This window comes from Bacteroides sp. MSB163 (assembly GCF_036416795.1).
Classification (GTDB): domain Bacteria; phylum Bacteroidota; class Bacteroidia; order Bacteroidales; family Bacteroidaceae; genus Bacteroides; species Bacteroides maternus.
In genome coordinates this window covers 4,161,188-4,178,716 of sequence record NZ_CP143867.1, presented here as the reverse complement: position 1 = coordinate 4,178,716, position 17,529 = coordinate 4,161,188, and the positions used below count along the sequence as shown (strand labels likewise).

Genomic DNA, 17,529 nt, shown 5'->3' with positions numbered 1-17,529 from the left:
TTTTTGCACCCGCTTTCGGAAAAGATCCGAAAGAAGTATCAATATTCAATATAACATTTTACAAAAAACATGAATCACCCTTACAAAAAGATCATCGTTTCCGCCTTGCTCGGAACGTTGTTTTTAGGCGCCTGCTCAGACGATGCACCGTCTGAGGGAGAAGGCAAACAACAAGCTTATTCAGTAGTGGTAAAAGGTATTACGACTTCCGGTTCAGACTCTTCTGAGGAGATACGGGATGTGTCTGTTTTCCAGTTCAGCGATGGCAACCTGTACAAAATGCAACAATTGACTCCCGAATCCAATGGCCAGTCCAGCATTTCCGCACTCAGCGGTTCACGGCTATACTTCCTCACCGGAGTGGCACTTCCGGTCCAGGAAGGAAACATTACCGAGGAAGAATTCCGCAATATGACCATCGGTGAAGGACTGCATGATAATTCAGCTCCTGACTTTATGGCTGCAATCGTTGAGTTGGAAAGTACTCCCCAAACACGCAGTGGTCAGGAAATCAACGTCGGCATGAAACGCGGTGTAGCCCGTATAGACTTGAACACCACGGCAGACAGCAAAACATTAATCAAAGAAGTAATCGTGGAGGATGCTCCGGCTGAAACATATCCGTTCATCGAAAACACTTCCGCATCAGATAAAACGGTAAAGTATTCAAAGAAATTTAATCCCGCTTTCGGTGGAGAGCAACAGGGAATATTCCGCATTTTCGAAAGTACCCGTCCTGTACATATCATCCTGCGTGGTACATACGATGAAATCCCCATCAGACTGGAGATGCAATTACCCAGTATAGAACGTAACAAAGTCTACGAATTGTCAGTACTCAACGTAGGTGCTACAATAGAAGGAATCTTCGAAATCAAGCCTTGGGAAGAAGGCGAAACGATTATCGGGAAACCAGATACGGAGCACCGTATCCTGCTTAGTGCTTCCCAATCCAAGATTCCGGAAGGAGTAACAGTAGATTATGAGAATAATATAGTAGAGGTACCCGCCACAGGAGTCAGTGACATGAAGCTGGCATTTGTTTCCGACACCCGGATTGACATATCGGGCACCGAGGGTATTGGCAATGATGTGAATCTCAGCGGGATGTCGGTATCCGAAGAGACAGAAGGCATAGTGTCGGCATTCAATGTATCGGTGACCGCACAAGGCAGTGGCCGGCTGGGGTATACAATTCTGGTACATTTAAAAAATGCTTTGCTGACCGGCTCTTATGATTATGTAGAAATTCGTGTGGCTCCGAGCGACAAGCAGATTGAGACCGTTGAAATGGGTGGCAGTATTTGGATGGCGTTCAATGCACGCAGCCGGGATCTGGAAGACCAAGTATACCCCTTAGACGGTGCTACTGTTGAGGAGATGTACCATAATGGTTGGGGCAGCAGTATCGGTGGTTTGTTCCAGTATGGACGGAAGTATATGTATGTTCCCTGGCAAGGATACAACCCCTCAAACAATCTGGGTAACCAAACAGCCGACATACCCTGGCAAAACGATACCCACATGCCTTGTCCGGAAGGCTACCGTGTGCCAACCCGCAACGAACTGAATTCCCTTCTCCCCAAAGGACAGGAAATCCCCGGCACTTATACAGCAGGAAACGGAGAAAAAATAACCGCTACACTCCACATTGGCGAAGGAACCCTGACTACCCCGACCGGTGTAACAGGAACGCAACACTATGTGAAATTTACTTCAGAAGATACCGGACGTTACCTTATCATCCCCTTGGCAGGCGGAAAAGGCGACAAATCTGCCACCAATAATCCGGCTTTCGGAAAAAGAGCCGTGTTATGGACAAGCGAACGTAACGGCTGTCCGGGTGGCTATGCATGGACTTACTGGTTGCCGTTTGAAGGTAAGGAAACCACTGCCATTTCCGAAAGACAATTGCAGATGGAAGCGTTTGCATCCTTACGTTGTGTAAAAAAATAAAGGAGGAATTCTATGAAGATTGCAAAAATCATACTATTATTTCTGGCATTGCTGCTGGCAAGTTGCTCAAATGAGCTTGAGCAGGAATCCGGCCTCATGCCGCCTGCCTCCGGTCAGGTAACATTTCTTCTCGGATTGCAGGAAGACGGCACTGCCGTACAGACACGCAATGGGGAAAAAGAAAAGATTGCCCGCATGTGGTATGCCATTGCCGATGACCGGGAAGAAATACTCAAACCGCTGTATCAAAAGCTGGAAGCAGACTTCTCCAAACTGACCATTGAAGGATTGGAATACGGCGACTATACGGTTGTATTCCTAGCTACCACAAGTGCGGAGTCAGATGCGACGATCAACGAACCCGAGCAATTGTCGGATGCCTGGCTGCTGAATCAGGCGGCAAAAGCCCCCCTTGACAATGTCTACTTTTACAAAAAAATAGAGTTGCACATCGGCAAGGAACAAGCTGCGGAATCGCAGACGGTGACATTGGAGCGATGTGTAGGCAGAGTTGATGTAGACTTGAACGTTTCGTCCGATTATATGTGGCGTTTTATCCGCAAAATCGACATCACATTTGATAATGCCGAAGGAATATATACCGGTCTCGGTGCCAATGGCGAATATTCCGGCACAGAAGGTATTGAATCATACGACATCACGGAAAGCCGTTCATTTTACTCATTGCCCAGTAAAGAGGCACTTTCCGGAGTTGTAAATATCGAGTCAAGCCGCAGTGACGGCACATCGTTTGTAAACAAATACCGCTTCAGTAACTGCAAAATCGAGGCAGGCCGTATATCCCACATCAGCATTGACTACCGGCATCCGGAAAGCCTGGACGGATTGCTTTATATCCGCGAGGAAGATTTCTCCCGCTTCGGAACCGACACCATGTTTCTAGCCAACGAGCCACGAAACATCTTTTATGACAGCAAGCACCGTTCCTTTTATGCAAACGCACCGTTACAAGTATCTATCTCGGCTGAACATCAATTACAAGTTAAATTCTTCTCACCGGTTACGATTCATGATGTGACGATTCTATGCCGATTCAATAAAATCAGTACCGAATTCCTTGAATTGGCACATTTCGATGCGATCTATCCTTTCATGGAAGCCACTTTCCCGCTGCCCGTTGTAAGTTCCGACCGGACCTTCACCACCAGCAGCGGCAGAAAGATAGTGATACCTGCACAACCGGAACTTTCCGGTGACGATGTCACGTTTATTATCCGGACGGAAGACCCGTATATGAAGAAGATAGAGCAGATAGACAGCCGGTGGTTCATCCGTTTCTCAGCTTATTCAGCCGACAACGGACACGCTTACTGGCGGCACATGAATCCATTATTATGTCGTCACGGGGTGGCATTGGCCATCAATATGGCTTTCATGTTCTCTTCCGAAGAGTTTAACACAGAAATGAACAAATATGAAGGCAAACTGAAGGATAACGGAGGAAATGCCATCAATCTGGATGCATTACGCCAGAGAATCCGCAGCCATGGAGGACTCGTATTGGGATGTGTATCAGGTGTCGGCGGTCTGGGAGGCGGCAACACTTACGGATTAGCAGACTACTGTTATACCGGAGTCTATTTTGATGCAACACCGCTGGGGTCCAATCCTCATAACTATCCCCGACAAGCTATGTTCCACGAATACGGGCATTGTTTAGGTTATAGTCATAGCAGTACCATGACTTATGGCGACCAATGGACAGTACTCTGCGCCACAGTATTCGTAAACATGGGGCAGGAAGGTAAATTACCAATATGTTCAAAAAACATAATTGCCAATTTACCGATGTAAAAAGATACAAATAGTAAATAAAAGTAAAAAGGGAGGAAGCAGATATGAGTAAATCAAATTTCTGCCCCTCCCTTTTACTATGATATAAATAAAGACCTATTACTTCTGAATCTCTCCTTTTTCATTGAAGAGAACCGGATTCTCAGTACCGGCTGCATCCACCAATGTTACCTTGTAAGTCTTAGTCCCATCTTCAGCAACTTCAACGGCTGCCTCTTTGATGGTTGCTTCGGAGTAGTTTTCCTTGATGGCATCCTGAACCGCCTGCGGGAGTTCTTTTACATCAATCGGTTTAAACTCGTTGATCATCGTTGCGATTTCAACATCTGATACCATGTTGTTAGCAAATGCTACTGAAGTACCCAATCCCATTACCAATGCTACTGCTAAAAATAACTTTTTCATAATTCTAATTGTTTAAGTTAAACATTTCTTGTTAGCTCTCACATAATATAGTGCAAGATGCATGCCAAAGCTATAATCAAAGTTATATTTAGCTATATATCAACTACTTGAACAACTATAAAATAAAAAATATTTTTCTGTTTTGAGTATTTTTTCCACAATTATGTGGAAATCGATCCACAAACAAAAAAAGCCACCATCCTTATGTGGATAGCGACTCTTCTTTCTCCTACAAAATAGTCTATAAAATATACTGACTGGAAACGTGATTATTAGTAATATACTTAATAAAATATGTTTTGTTGAATATCAGAAATTAAGTCCTCTACATAAGAAATAACAAAAGGATAAGTTCCTAAGTACTCTTTTTCAATAAGCACTTCTATAAGTTCATATAAATCCTCTTCAACTTCAGATGCAAATACAACTTTCATTTAAACAAGACTTTTATACGAGGGCGAAGTCTATCCAATAATTCTTCACCAGAAATTGCAGATTTTATATTGTCCCGTTCTCTGGTAGCAATGCTAGGATCAATCTTTGAATAAGCAACAAAAGACTCACTTGCTTTCTGCTGTATCGGTTCTTGTTCCTTATATACTTTAAACTTACCCATATCTCAATATATTTCCTGTAAAGTAAATTTACAACATTGGATTATCCTAATAATCATTCAATAATTTGTACTGCTACTTTTTGCAACAGCCTTTTATTTGCTCTACAATATAAGCCACATCTTCATCCGTCACCCAAGGACCGGCAGGAATACATAAACCCATATTAAACAAACGTTCAGAAACTCCATTCACATAACAAGGATTATGGGCATAGACAGGCTGCAAATGCATAGGTTTCCACAAGGGACGGGTCTCAATTCCCCGTTCATCCAGTTTACACCGGACCTCATCATAGGTAGTACCGGTCTTCACTGGATCTATCAGAATAGTAGACAGCCAATAATTAGCGTTGAAACGACCATCAGGATTAGATTTCAAAGTAATACCGTCCACACCTTCAAAAGCCTTCTCGTAAAGCGCATGTACATGGCGGTGATGCGCAATATGCTCATCCAATACAGTCATCTGACCACGACCGATACCAGCACAAATATTACTCATACGATAATTGTAACCAATCTTTTCATGCTGGTAATGAGGGAAAGGTTCACGAGCCTGCGTAGCATAAAACATGGTTTGCTTCTTGGTGCTTTCATCAGGAACGATCAAAGCGCCACCACCCGAAGTCGTGATCATCTTATTGCCATTGAAAGACAGGACGCCAAAGGTACCGAAAGTACCGCACTTCTGTCCCTTGAACTCAGAACCCAAAGCCTCTGCAGCATCCTCCAACACAGGGATTTCATATTTAGCGGCTATCGCGCAAATCTCATCAATTCTGGCAGGCATACCGTAAAGATGAACAGGAAGAATAGCTTTCGGCTTCTTACCTGTCTTCGAGATTCTGTCCTTAATGGCTTCTTCCAGCAAAACAGGGTCCATATTCCAGGTATCCTCCTCACTGTCGATAAACACAGGGTTAGCTCCCTGGTAAGCTACAGGATTGGCTGACGCGCAGAACGTAAACGACTGGCAGATAACCTCATCACCGACTCCTACACCAAGTTGGATTAATCCCAAATGGATGGCCGCCGTACCCGCAGACAAAGCAACAACTTCCTTATCCTGTCCTACAAAATGTTTCAGTCCGTCTTCGAAAGCATTCACGTTGGGACCTAAAGGAACAACCCAATTAGTATCGAAAGCTTCCTTTATAAAAGCCTGCTCCTTGCCGCTCATGTGAGCAAGGCAAAGATAAATTCTCTTGTCCATTAAATTATTATGATTAAAAGAAAACGATAAATAGAAAAGTAAGAGTATAAAAAGAAAGGTTATTTATGCCATAGATAATAGGGCACAAATAACCATTTTATGATACTACAAATCTTTTCCAAATATTGTATAAATAATGATTTTAATATCATTCCAGAAAGACCAGTGATCCAAATATTCTATATTAATTCTCACTTTATCAGGAAACAGTACCTCATCATTGTATTTTTGAGGATCTTCCTGTTCAGCCAATAATTCTTCTTCATTCCGGTATTTCAAACTGGCAGGCCCTGTGATACCTGGTTTTAAAAAAAGTATCCTCCTATCATCTCCTTGCAATTTATCCGCATATCCCGGCACATCGGGACGAGGCCCCACAAAGCTCATATCGCCTATTAGCACATTCCATAATTCTGGTAATTCATCCAGCTTGTACTTCCTCAACTTCGCCCCCAAAGGAGTGATACGGCTCTCACCTTTCACGGAAACAGAACTCCCCGAATGATCGATAGACATCGAACGAAATTTATACATGGTAAATAGGCTCCCGTATTGCCCCACCCTCTTTTGTTTGAAGATGACAGGACCGCCTGGCATCCTGATGCGAATCAGGAAAGCTACAATCAACAAGACAGGGGACAAAAAGATTAGACCGAAGAAAGAGGCTCCATGGTCGAAAAGAGATTTAAAAAACATATGCCCTACTTACTTTTGCTTATTTCTTTAGCTGGAATGCCAGCCACAACAGAATCATCCGCAACTGATTTATTAACCAAGCTACAAGCTCCAACCACTGAATTTTCTCCAATTATCAATCCCTCATCACTCCGAGCAATTAGAGAACTATTCATTCCAATATAAGCACCATCTTTTATCAGCAACTTGTTATGTCCTTGTTTTCGACCATGGCAAGCAAAAAATACTCCATAAGAAACAGTCACATTATTTCCTATTTCAATCATATCGTAACACATGTCGTCCAAATAACAACGCATCCCTATAAAGGTATTTTTACCTATTTTGTAGCCACACCATCTATAACATTGTACCCTCAAATTTGAAAATGGAATAGTCGGTATCAACACTGCAGAAAACCATTTTCTTATGGGTTTTGAAACAATAGTAAATAGAGAATAATAACAATAATAAGGAGGAGATAAGTTTTCCTTATGAGTTTTCCTCCATATCCAGGAAAAAAGAGTTTCTTTATGACTTCTACAATCAATTCTTTCCATTATGAATACAACTTAAAATTCCCGTTAACGAACCATATCCATAAGATAAATGTAGGAAAACGAAAGTAATGAATAAATAAAAAACATTGAGTCTTTTACGAATGGATACAACCAAACTTATCCCACAAATAACTAATAAATATAGTAGCAAAGAAAAATATGACAAATAGAGAAATGGAAGAAAAAAGAAAGAAAAAAATAGAGGTAAAACCAAAGAACACAAAAACAGCAATGGGATAAAATGCCTTATTGAAAGAGATTTTATTTGCTTAGTATAATATACAGTCAATATATTCCATTTCCCATTTCCGAAATTATTCTTCACCAACCCTTTGAATGTTTCACGGGCTAAATAAACACAATACGTATCAGGCACAATATAAATATGTCCTCCTCCACGTACTATACGCTTGTTCAACTCTATATCCTGATTCCTAATCAGACGTTCATCATAGAAACCATATTTATTAAAGACCTCCCTTTTCCAACACCCGAAAGGAACAGTGTCCACCTCCAGCACCTTGTCAACCCCTAAACGGAATGTGGAATTTCCGACACCAAACCTATTACTTAACACCTCTCTGATGGCTAAAGATTTAGGTGTCTTATTAAGTACATCCGTCCGACAAGTGGCTCCAACATTATCAGCATCCAAAGCCTTCAGCGCTTTCGTTAATACCGAGAAATAGTTTGGTGGATATTGCGCATGAGCATCCAAACGCATGACAACATCCCCCTTTGATGCCTTTATCCCAATATTCATGGCTATCGGAACTATGCGCTTTTCATTATCCAGCAAACGGATAAAAGGGTATTGTTTAGAATAGCCACACACTATGTCGCGAGTACCATCCTTACTCATGCCATCCACAAACAACACTTCCAGATCCTCTTTGGGATAATCTTGAAGCAAAATAGATTGAATGCACACATCAATATATTTTGCTTCATTATAAATGGGGCAAATAACAGAAAGCATAACCTACAGTCTTCCGTCTATAATTTCTCTATTCAAAACGCCCTTTACATCATATACTACACCATTCGTGTTTTTTAAGAAAGAGCGAATGTCTTCATTTTTAAAAGCATCATGAGCTACACCTAACACAACAGCATCAAATTCCCCACACAACTCTTCCAAAGAGTTTTTTGCAAGAGAAATACCATATTCACGGTCAACCTTAGCTGCATCCGCCCACGGGTCGTATACGACAATGTTTTGAGTGTATTCAGACAGAGTGCTATAAATATCCACAATCTTTGTATTACGAATATCCGGACAATTTTCCTTGAATGTGATACCTAACAGCAATATTTTAGCATCCTTCACCATGACACCTTTTTTATTCATCAGTTTAATCACTTGATTGGCGACATAATCCCCCATGCCATCGTTCAATCTACGGGCAGCCGACATCACCCGTGGCAGTACACCATAGACCTGTGCTTTCTGTATCAAATAATATGGATCTACGCTAATGCAATGTCCACCCACCAATCCTGGTTTCAGTTTGATGAAGTTCCATTTGGAAGCGGCAGCCTCTATCACATCGTTCGTATCGATACCCATTGCATTGAATATTTTCGCCAATTCATTCATAAAGGCAATATTCACATCCCGCTGAGAGTTTTCTATGATTTTAGAGGCTTCTGCCACCTTAATACTTGGAGCCTTATGAGTACCGTTCACCAAAACTGAATTATATACACTATCCACAATGTCTGCAATTTCAGGAGTTGATCCGGAAGTTACTTTTTTAATCTTCTCTACAGTGTGCTCCTTATCTCCCGGGTTAATACGTTCCGGAGAATAACCGGCAAAGAAATCGACATTAAATCTCAACCCTGACACTTTTTCTACAACAGGCAGACACTCTTCTTCCGTTACACCAGGATAAACCGTGGACTCATATACCACAATATCTCCTTGCGAAATAACCTTGCCAACCGTTTCGCTGGCTCCCCATAATGGCTTCAGATCCGGACGGTTATTGACATCAACAGGCGTGGGAACGGCCACTACATAAAAATTACAATTTCTAATGTCTTCCAGTTTTGTAGTACACAAGAAACCATTATTTTTAATGGCATCCTGCAACAATTCATCTGACACTTCCAATGTAGAATCATAACCGGCCATTAAGGCATCCACACGATGTTGATTCAAATCAAACCCTACTGTTTTATACTTTGTAGAAAAGAGGCGGGCCAAAGGAAGCCCAACGTAACCGAGACCGATTACGGCAATCTTAATTGAATTCATTTTATAGAACTTATGTAATATTATTTTTTTGAAAACGTACCTCTAAATGCGCTTGTTATAGTAGTCAAAAATGAGATGTCCAATTTATACAATTTATATTTTGCAATGGAGAAATAAATGTTATATGCACATGCAAAAAACAATCCAAATATTATCCTATGTACCCAACCTCTATTAAAAAAATACTCTTTAGTATAGCCATGAAACCAAGAACTTGGACTATCACTAATAACTTTACCGATATAGATAGGTAAAAATATAATATTTAAGCCCGCTTTTATACAATCATATAAAAATTTTTGCTCTTCACCAGCCCCATTTCCAGTTCCCGCTCCCAATCTTTCATCAAATACTATATTATTCTCTATTATTGCTTTTCTCCGAAAAGCAATTTGAACACTACTAATTTTCAAAGCACTTAAATAGCCTATTTTCTTCTTTTTTTTAGGATATTTTTTATCAGAATAATCTAGTGCAAAAGCTATTAAGTCAGCATCTGGATTTTCCTTAAAAGCCGATTCTATCAAGTTTGCATAATTATCATACAGGATTTCATCATCGTCACAAAGAAGACAAATATCAGAACCTGCATACCTTATTGCCATATTGCGACTTTTAGATAGGCCACTTTCCGAACTGTCAATGATCTGCAATCTATATCCATTCTCAGTACATGTTTTCGAGATACAATCATTAGAACATTGATTAACCACAGTAATGTCTGACACAACATTAGTTCTTTTCACTACCTCTATAGGAGAAGAACTCATACATGATAATAATACTTCCATAAAATTCACCAAGGCAATTTTGTTAATCTATCAATTCTCGTATAGTTGTTCAACAGCATACTAATCAATACTAAACTGAACCAAAATGCCGCTAAAACAACAATGCATTTATATTTTTTTACTTTTTTGAGTAATGAAACGTTTCCACTCCATAGCAATACAGCAATGAACCCACCAAATGCCATTAGACGAACATATATAGTATTAGCATCAAACGGTAAAAGAAATAGAAATGCGGATATATATACTATCCCAAATAAAGAACTAACCAAGGTTCTTTCTATTAAAATAGAGGTATTACGAAATAAATAAATTGTTAAACCAAATATATAGAATTGAATTGCTGTTATTATATTAGCTATAATTAAAAAGACAATATGCCTTTCAGCATAAACATTTTCAGCCTCCAGATACCATTCCATATTAATCCCCAATACTGCTTCTAGTGTAGAAAGAGCTTTTAAAAAAAAACAAAAAAGCATAGGGAATAGAACTACGAATTTCAGAATATTCTTTCTCTTTGTAACTGATATAAACAAAAAGGGAAGAACACATAGAAGAAGAATAGATGACTTATGAACATACAGAGCAAGTCCCAGAAGCAAAAAAGCAATAACTATCTTAGCAAATTTTCTTTCAGAATAGTATACCAAAGCCAATAAAATGAGACAATAAGCTAATGGTTGCCGAACCCAACAGACGTGTGTATTAAGACAAAGTATAGTATAAAATGATATAAAATAGATCGGATTCACTTTAGACCTTATCATTATTAAGACAAGAGAAATTGATAATAAGATCATGGAAATAAATCGGAAACCATCAATATCACCACGAAAATATTCCATCAGAACTATCCAAAACTGTTCTATATGGAAATAGGCAAAAGGTGTTATATAAGCCTTATCAACCAACTCAACATACGGTTCATAATCATCTGTATAATAAGCATAAGTACCTAATAGCAAGAAAGCAATGAACCAACATATCAAAACTATTTTTTTTGATATGTCAGTTAGACGATATTTTAAACATAAAAAAGAAATGCCAGCAAGTATCAAATAAAGGACATACATTTGTTAAATTAAAGTTTTTCTATAATTCATCCATTTATTCTTTTCAGCACGCATTATTTTAAAAGCAAGATTTAAATTATATTCTTTTTCTGATTCTGACAAATCATTAAAAAGATCTATATCATCTGCATTTTTAATACTAGAAACATCAAATACCTTATAACCTAATGAAGCAAGCCATTCATAGTTTTTCCCTGCCAAAAAAACTTTAAGACCTAGTTTTAAGCAATTGTTAGCTGCTCCTAAGCCTGATTGGTTTAAATTCGAGCATACATATACATCAAAATTACTTAAGTACTTGTAATATTGATAACGTTCCATCATTTCTTTATCCATCGTAACAGAACCATCAAAGATAGATTTTGCTTGACTTGAAAATTTTTTAATAATATTTTCATCTAACTTAGGATATTGCATCATACAATGAACGTCTAATGCCTCTCTAAATTTAGATAAATGAGCAAGAATATCTAAATAGTATGGTATATTATGAGCGCTATTACCTAGTAATATCTTTTTTCGTTTATAAACTTGACTTTTATCAACAGGCACAAATTGGGAAAAAAAATCAGGTTCCTCCTCCAATGAAGGATTGTAATAAGAGATCTGTTCTACATTTTTAACATGAAAGTCATGAGTTAAACTATCTGTATCTGGATCCATAAGCGTAATTATCTTATAAAATCGTCTATACATAAATATTTTCAAAGGAGTTAATAGTATTGACTTTATATTATTGTAGTTAATGCTTGCTTTGGCACCCCAACAAATCCAATCAGTTCTTTGTGAATATACAGACAGAAAAAACATCACTTTATAAGGTAAATTCCCATGAAGAAGAAAAATATCATTTTTATGTTTTTCTGCGAACCTTAATAGCGATGCAAAATTATTCAAATAAACAAGTTCAACATGTCCATTAAGATGCATTTCATCATATACAGCCTTTTGTTTTTTATCTAAAGCACCATATAAAATAAACCACTGAGGTAATGATGCAAAACCTTCCATACACATAAATGATTTAATAATCTGCGTATTAATATTATAAGGAGGTGCATAAAACAAATGTAATAGCATAATTTCAATATTCATTTTTGGTAAGTACCCAAGTATCCAATAGGATGTTATTCTCTCTATCTGTTAATTTATATTCATTTAGTATATTATGACCATCCTTAGCATCTGCAATGGTTCTTACTTTTTCTACTAAAGCTTATAAATTTGTATAAAAAAGATCTATACGTTTCAAAGAATTTCCTCCCAATATCGTTTAGTAATTATCTGTTCTTGATATAATATACCATCTTGAATATCTTGTGCTATAAAACAATTCAAATGGTTCAAAACCATATTATATCCTACCATACGGCTAAAAGCCACACCTGCTGAAAAACGAGGATTAATGTCAATTAAATAATACTTTCCTTTTGATTGAATAAATTCCATATTAATGCAACCATTTACATGAATAGTATTTCCAATATGTGAAACCAATTGTTTCAACAATATATCGTTAGACATCCTGACTGTAGTACCTGCACCATTTTTGGTACGTATCAGTTCTTCTCTAGCTATCGAAAAATCTTTATTGGTATAACTATTACGGATATAGTCTACAGTAAAGACAGGACCTTCTATCATCTCCTGAAAGATATAACCACTCTTTTTTGAGATTTCTTCAAGTTCCTTTACAGTTGAAATCCGTAACAACCCTTCACTACTTCGTCCGTTATAAGGCTTCGCTATAGTCGGCAATAAAGTCATAGGTACCTCTCCACTTAAATAAGTAGAAATAGAAGGAACTAAATCGTCATGTTTAAACGTTTTGTAAAGTACATATTTATTCCTCGCTATGGCTAAAGTCTGTGATGAAGGCATACACAAAACTATCCCATTCTGTTTGAAAATTGTACGATTTTGATCCAATACATCTATCTCCAAGTCTGTCAAAGGAAATAAATATTCAATATCATGTTTGAGAGAGATATCAAGCAGAAACTGTATATATTCACTTTCTTTCGTAGCGTATGGAGCTTGATAGACCCAATTACAATCTTTAGAAACAGCATGCCACTTTGGAGGATGTATATCACAACCAACAACAGTATGCTCGGCTTTACGCAATGAATTGATAACACAATCTGCCGAAAATGACCCAATGGCCGTAACTAATATGTTCATATCAAATCTAACTTCAGAAAAATTTTTGTTAATTGTTCATATCGTTTCACTTGATATTCTGTAAACCCCAATGATTTATATAACTTTACAGCTATCGGATTTACAGAATCACAAAGTATTCTATACATACCTTTCTCCTTACAGCATTGTATCATTTCATTCAGCAATAATTTGGCATACCCTTTTCCCCTTGCATCTAACCGAGTACTCAATAAAGGCAAATATGCAACATGTGTGTCCATATCATTACAATAAAAAACGACACAAGCTAATATATTTTGCTTAGTTTCATTCAGAATGGCATAAACATATCCATTTTGCAAAAGCTTAGAAGCATATTCTTTCAAATCAACTTTTCGGCTAAGAGAAATCTCAAAATCATTATCTACTACATAAAAATATTGTAATAACAGCTGATAATCGCTTGACTTATTTTTAAGATGATATATCATAATTTAAAATCCGCTTTCTGTGAAAACAAATTCATCATTCCACCTGTATTCCAAAAAAGTACCGTTTTTCCCGACTGTTCTCTTTGCGACAATATTTCACACATTCCATAAAAAGCCTTTCCTGAATAGGTCGGATCAACAAGCATACCTTGGCGTGAAATACATTCTCTAATAGTATCTAATTCTTCATTAGAACTATGTCCATACCCTCCAAAAAGGAATTCATCATGAAAAATTAAGTTTGAAAAGTCATATTGCTTATTCAAGTAATTATTCAAATAAGCTATATCCTCATCCAAGACTTCCTTTTCATCAACATAACAGCGAGCAACTGAAATTCCATGCACCTTTGCAGCGGGAAAATATTCTTGCATTCCACAACAAATTCCGGTCAACGTAGTACCTGTACCACAAGCCACATATACTTCATCTATCGTACCTCGATACTGATACTTTAATTCACGAACTGCATCATAATAAGCATATACCCCTTCCAAAGATTTACCACCTCCATAGCAGTAACGAAAACTTATAGTTTTTTCTTCCATCTCAGCTATAACTTTTTGAATCGTTTCTACTACTTCTGTTTTTGCACAATAAATATGCTCTGCTCCTGCAAGGTTAGTTAAATAATAATTTAACGATTTTTCATAATCTGAAAGATTATCCGTATATGAAACCAAACGCATTTGTATTCCCATTTCGGCACACAATAGAGCCGCTGCACGATTATAATTGCTACATGGTCCACCCGCTGTCAGAAACACATCCACTTTTTCTTTACATAATGGATATAATATATACTGAAGCATTCGAGCCTTACTACCTCCTCCTGCCTTACTAAAAAGGTCATCCCTTTTACACAAACAGCGAATATTGAATTTTCGGCTATAATAAGAAAGTTCCCCAAGAGGAGATACATCAAACTTCAAATGTTGCATTGAATAGACTTTATAACTCTATTAATATCTTCATCACTTAATCCATGATACATCGGCAAACAAATAACACTATCCGCCACCCGATTTGCTACCGGCAAATTCTCAGGCTTGGCGGATTCCCATCCTCGATAAGTGGAGAACTCACTTATCAAAGGATAGAAATACCGCCGGCCTAAAACATGCTGTTCTTTCATCTTGAAATATAGTTCGTCACGCGTCATGCCATATTTCTCGGCATCTATAAAAATGGGGAAATAAGAATAATTGTGACGGACCCCCGGCATATCTTCCATAAAACTGATACCCTCCACATTCCTTAATGCTTTACGATATTTGATTGCTACCTGCCGACGGGATTCAATTGCAACATCCACCTGCTTCAAATTTAACAAACCGTAAGCACTACGCACTTCATCCATCTTGCCATTGATACCGGGAGCAACAATAGTTGTCTCACCGGCAAAACCAAAATTCTTCAAGTAATCAATACGCTTTTTGGTCTTTTCATCCTGACATACTAAAGCGCCACCCTCAATGGTGTTGTAGACTTTCGTAGCGTGAAAACTCAATGTGGACATATCACCCGCATTCAGAATAGACCCGCCATTCACTTCCACGCCAAATGCATGGGCAGCATCGTAGATTACTTTTAAACCATACTTATCGGCAATTTCCTGAATGCGTTCCGTATCACAAGGCTTACCATATACATGTACAGGCATGATAGCAGTGGTCTTAGGAGTAATGGCAACTTCTATTTTGTCGGGGTCTATATTGCAAGTATTAGGGTCAATATCCACAAACACAGGTTTGATGCCGTTCCACCACAAGGAATGGGTAGTAGCAACAAAACTATAGGGCGTTGTTATCACCTCACCTGTAATACGGAGTGCCTGCAGGGCACACATCAAAGGCAAAGTACCATTAGTGAAAAGACTGATGTAGGGTACTTTTAAATATTCACATAAAGCCTTCTCCAGCTCCTGGTGATAATGACCGTTATTGGTCAGCCACTTGCGATTCCAAATATCCTGCAAATAGGGCATAAAGTCGTCAAGCGAAGGAAGCAAAGGAGAAGTAACCGTAATTACTTTCTTTTCCATTTTTCTACAATAAATATATATTTGTTTTTCATTTACGCTTCAAGGCATTAAGAACCAACTGTTTGACTTCGAGATACTCATCAAGATGCAACTTTTCATATATAAATAGTGCCAACAATATTCCAGATAAAATCTGAATGGGCAACAGAGCGTAAACAGAAATATTCCAGAAAGAAACACCCCACATAAATGCCGCTACCACAAAAGAAGTCAGAAAAGTGGGCAATACATCTTTTATTTGCTCGCTTGTAGGATAGTTTATCAAATTGGCCGAATAATAGCTATTCAAAAAATAAGCGATAAAAGAGATCGAGACACCACCCCATAACATATATTCAATGCCATAGACAATACCCACGACCATAGGCCCCATAGCTATAATTTTCTTTATGATTTCCAGTTTCAAAAACAAATCCGAACGCCCTTTTACTTGCAGAATGTTCAAGTTGATGGCATGAAGGGGATAAAGCATTCCACTGAAACAGATGATTTGCAAGAAGTAAACGGCAGGCAACCATTTTTCACCTATCAAAATCAGAATCAATGGTTTCGCAACCGCAGCCAGCCCCAGCATACATGCAAAAGTTATCAACATGGTAATCTTAATCACTTTCCGGTATGCCTCCCTCAAGCGTTCCGGCTCTTCTTGTATGGAACTTAAAACCGGATAACTGACTCGCTGAACAACAGAGGTTAGATTACTGGAAAATATCATATTGAACTGCTCTGCACGAGTATATTGCCCCAACTGCGCAGAAGTATAGAAACGTCCGATTATAATGTAGTAGATATTTTTATAGATAGTATCCAGTAACCCTGAAAGCAACAATTTAGAACCAAAACCAAACAATTCCTTAAAACTCTTCATAGAAAATTCCCATACCGGATGCCATTTACTATATACCCACAAGAACAAAGTATTTAAAAATTGACGGGAAATCTGCTGACCAACCAGACTCCAAACTCCCATCCCCCCGAGTGCCATCCCTATCCCAATGACTCCACTGCTGATAGAAGATATTAAAGAAACTTTGGTTTGCGTCTTAAAATCCACGTCCCTTACAAATCGGGTACGAGGAATAATGGCAAGCGCATTGATTATCAGTACCAAACCTATGATTCTTATAACTTCAACTAAAACAGGCTCCTTAAAGAATACACTGATTACAGGAGCAGCTAAATATAAAAGTACATAAATAAGAATACTAACTGTCAGATTAAAATAGAAAACGGTGCTATAATCAATCCGTTCTATGCGTGTCTTTCGTATCAATGCATTAGAGAAGCCACTGTCTATAATGGAGTTGGAAACCGCTATGAAAATAGCAATTATGGCCATGATACCATATTCTTCAGGAGTCAATAAACGAGCTAGTACAAGTCCTACCAAAAAGGTTATACCAGAACTGGATATATTATCAATAAAACTCCACCCAACACCATGAATGGTTTTATGTCTTAAAGAATCCGTCAATTGTA

Annotated in this window: 18 protein-coding genes; 2 read left to right on the top strand and 16 right to left on the bottom strand. The window is 38.2% G+C overall.

Going from position 1 to position 17,529, the window contains the following annotated elements:
• Positions 1-69 precede the first annotated feature (69 nt).
• Together VYM24_RS15895 and VYM24_RS15890 are read left to right on the top strand one after the other, a co-directional pair.
• Entirely contained in the window at positions 70-1,956 is a 1,887-nt protein-coding gene (locus VYM24_RS15895; protein ID WP_330940386.1) for an FISUMP domain-containing protein, read from the top strand.
• Positions 1,957-1,968: 12 nt separating this feature from the next.
• Positions 1,969-3,771 carry a hypothetical protein gene (locus VYM24_RS15890; protein WP_299093239.1) on the top strand — a complete coding sequence of 601 codons (1,803 nt, stop codon included), beginning with the start codon at positions 1,969-1,971 and terminating at the stop codon, positions 3,769-3,771.
• A gap of 99 nt (positions 3,772-3,870) precedes the next feature.
• Here the strand turns inward: VYM24_RS15890 and VYM24_RS15885 are convergent, their stop codons facing one another.
• The 16 genes from VYM24_RS15885 to VYM24_RS15810 all read right to left on the bottom strand — a co-directional run bounded on the left by VYM24_RS15885 (position 3,871) and on the right by VYM24_RS15810 (position 17,524).
• Positions 3,871-4,176: a hypothetical protein gene (locus tag VYM24_RS15885; RefSeq protein WP_291537451.1), complete on the bottom strand. Its 306-nt coding sequence runs from the start codon at positions 4,174-4,176 to the stop codon at positions 3,871-3,873.
• A 284-nt stretch (positions 4,177-4,460) separates the two neighbouring features.
• Positions 4,461-4,610 carry a hypothetical protein gene (locus tag VYM24_RS15880; RefSeq protein WP_291554889.1) on the bottom strand — a complete coding sequence of 50 codons (150 nt, stop codon included), beginning with the start codon at positions 4,608-4,610 and terminating at the stop codon, positions 4,461-4,463.
• Positions 4,607-4,792 carry a hypothetical protein gene (locus VYM24_RS15875; RefSeq protein ID WP_291554892.1) on the bottom strand — a complete coding sequence of 62 codons (186 nt, stop codon included), beginning with the start codon at positions 4,790-4,792 and terminating at the stop codon, positions 4,607-4,609. The genes VYM24_RS15880 and VYM24_RS15875 overlap by 4 nt, the downstream gene beginning before the upstream one ends.
• A 73-nt stretch (positions 4,793-4,865) precedes the next feature.
• Entirely contained in the window at positions 4,866-6,005 is a 1,140-nt protein-coding gene (locus VYM24_RS15870; RefSeq protein ID WP_330940385.1) for a DegT/DnrJ/EryC1/StrS family aminotransferase, read from the bottom strand.
• 105 nt (positions 6,006-6,110) lie between these two features.
• Entirely contained in the window at positions 6,111-6,701 is a 591-nt protein-coding gene (locus VYM24_RS15865) for a sugar transferase (protein WP_291553690.1), read from the bottom strand.
• A 5-nt stretch (positions 6,702-6,706) separates the two neighbouring features.
• Positions 6,707-7,240 carry an acyltransferase gene (locus VYM24_RS15860; RefSeq protein WP_291553692.1) on the bottom strand — a complete coding sequence of 178 codons (534 nt, stop codon included), beginning with the start codon at positions 7,238-7,240 and terminating at the stop codon, positions 6,707-6,709.
• Positions 7,227-8,219 carry a glycosyltransferase family 2 protein gene (locus VYM24_RS15855; RefSeq protein ID WP_291553694.1) on the bottom strand — a complete coding sequence of 331 codons (993 nt, stop codon included), beginning with the start codon at positions 8,217-8,219 and terminating at the stop codon, positions 7,227-7,229. The genes VYM24_RS15860 and VYM24_RS15855 overlap by 14 nt, the downstream gene beginning before the upstream one ends.
• Before the next feature lie 3 nt (positions 8,220-8,222).
• Positions 8,223-9,503: a nucleotide sugar dehydrogenase gene (locus tag VYM24_RS15850; protein ID WP_291553697.1), complete on the bottom strand. Its 1,281-nt coding sequence runs from the start codon at positions 9,501-9,503 to the stop codon at positions 8,223-8,225.
• A gap of 20 nt (positions 9,504-9,523) precedes the next feature.
• Entirely contained in the window at positions 9,524-10,273 is a 750-nt protein-coding gene (locus VYM24_RS15845) for a glycosyltransferase family A protein (protein ID WP_291553759.1), read from the bottom strand.
• Between the two features lie 26 nt (positions 10,274-10,299).
• Positions 10,300-11,286: an EpsG family protein gene (locus VYM24_RS15840; protein WP_330940384.1), complete on the bottom strand. Its 987-nt coding sequence runs from the start codon at positions 11,284-11,286 to the stop codon at positions 10,300-10,302.
• 87 nt (positions 11,287-11,373) lie between these two features.
• Positions 11,374-12,381 (bottom strand): TDP-N-acetylfucosamine:lipid II N-acetylfucosaminyltransferase family protein, encoded by a 1,008-nt coding sequence (locus tag VYM24_RS15835; protein ID WP_291553701.1) that lies wholly within the window; start codon positions 12,379-12,381, stop codon positions 11,374-11,376.
• Between the two features lie 237 nt (positions 12,382-12,618).
• Positions 12,619-13,554, bottom strand: coding sequence for an ATP-grasp domain-containing protein (locus VYM24_RS15830; protein WP_291553702.1), 936 nt, complete (start codon positions 13,552-13,554; stop codon positions 12,619-12,621).
• Positions 13,551-14,006: a GNAT family N-acetyltransferase gene (locus VYM24_RS15825; RefSeq protein WP_291553704.1), complete on the bottom strand. Its 456-nt coding sequence runs from the start codon at positions 14,004-14,006 to the stop codon at positions 13,551-13,553. The genes VYM24_RS15830 and VYM24_RS15825 overlap by 4 nt, the downstream gene beginning before the upstream one ends.
• On the bottom strand, positions 14,003-14,947 hold the full coding sequence (locus VYM24_RS15820) for a 1-aminocyclopropane-1-carboxylate deaminase/D-cysteine desulfhydrase (RefSeq protein WP_291553705.1): 945 nt from the start codon (positions 14,945-14,947) through the stop codon (positions 14,003-14,005). Before VYM24_RS15820 ends, VYM24_RS15825 begins: the two co-directional genes overlap by 4 nt.
• Positions 14,935-16,050 carry a DegT/DnrJ/EryC1/StrS family aminotransferase gene (locus VYM24_RS15815; RefSeq protein ID WP_291553707.1) on the bottom strand — a complete coding sequence of 372 codons (1,116 nt, stop codon included), beginning with the start codon at positions 16,048-16,050 and terminating at the stop codon, positions 14,935-14,937. The genes VYM24_RS15820 and VYM24_RS15815 overlap by 13 nt, the downstream gene beginning before the upstream one ends.
• 28 nt (positions 16,051-16,078) lie before the next feature.
• On the bottom strand, positions 16,079-17,524 hold the full coding sequence (locus tag VYM24_RS15810; protein WP_299092147.1) for a lipopolysaccharide biosynthesis protein: 1,446 nt from the start codon (positions 17,522-17,524) through the stop codon (positions 16,079-16,081).
• Positions 17,525-17,529: the final 5 nt, after the last annotated feature.

Excerpts from the sequence above, each read along its gene's own strand:
- VYM24_RS15895 (WP_330940386.1), top strand. The coding sequence starts at position 70 with ATGAATCACCCTTACAAAAAGATCATCGTTTCCGCCTTGCTCGGAACG.
- VYM24_RS15890 (WP_299093239.1), top strand. The coding sequence starts at position 1,969 with ATGAAGATTGCAAAAATCATACTATTATTTCTGGCATTGCTGCTGGCA.
- VYM24_RS15885 (WP_291537451.1), bottom strand. The coding sequence starts at position 4,176 with ATGAAAAAGTTATTTTTAGCAGTAGCATTGGTAATGGGATTGGGTACT.
- VYM24_RS15880 (WP_291554889.1), bottom strand. The coding sequence starts at position 4,610 with ATGAAAGTTGTATTTGCATCTGAAGTTGAAGAGGATTTATATGAACTT.
- VYM24_RS15875 (WP_291554892.1), bottom strand. The coding sequence starts at position 4,792 with ATGGGTAAGTTTAAAGTATATAAGGAACAAGAACCGATACAGCAGAAA.
- VYM24_RS15870 (WP_330940385.1), bottom strand. The coding sequence starts at position 6,005 with ATGGACAAGAGAATTTATCTTTGCCTTGCTCACATGAGCGGCAAGGAG.
- VYM24_RS15865 (WP_291553690.1), bottom strand. The coding sequence starts at position 6,701 with ATGTTTTTTAAATCTCTTTTCGACCATGGAGCCTCTTTCTTCGGTCTA.
- VYM24_RS15860 (WP_291553692.1), bottom strand. The coding sequence starts at position 7,240 with ATGGAAAGAATTGATTGTAGAAGTCATAAAGAAACTCTTTTTTCCTGG.
- VYM24_RS15855 (WP_291553694.1), bottom strand. The coding sequence starts at position 8,219 with ATGCTTTCTGTTATTTGCCCCATTTATAATGAAGCAAAATATATTGAT.
- VYM24_RS15850 (WP_291553697.1), bottom strand. The coding sequence starts at position 9,503 with ATGAATTCAATTAAGATTGCCGTAATCGGTCTCGGTTACGTTGGGCTT.
- VYM24_RS15845 (WP_291553759.1), bottom strand. The coding sequence starts at position 10,273 with ATGAGTTCTTCTCCTATAGAGGTAGTGAAAAGAACTAATGTTGTGTCA.
- VYM24_RS15835 (WP_291553701.1), bottom strand. The coding sequence starts at position 12,381 with ATGGAAGGTTTTGCATCATTACCTCAGTGGTTTATTTTATATGGTGCT.
- VYM24_RS15830 (WP_291553702.1), bottom strand. The coding sequence starts at position 13,554 with ATGAACATATTAGTTACGGCCATTGGGTCATTTTCGGCAGATTGTGTT.
- VYM24_RS15825 (WP_291553704.1), bottom strand. The coding sequence starts at position 14,006 with ATGATATATCATCTTAAAAATAAGTCAAGCGATTATCAGCTGTTATTA.
- VYM24_RS15820 (WP_291553705.1), bottom strand. The coding sequence starts at position 14,947 with ATGCAACATTTGAAGTTTGATGTATCTCCTCTTGGGGAACTTTCTTAT.
- VYM24_RS15815 (WP_291553707.1), bottom strand. The coding sequence starts at position 16,050 with ATGGAAAAGAAAGTAATTACGGTTACTTCTCCTTTGCTTCCTTCGCTT.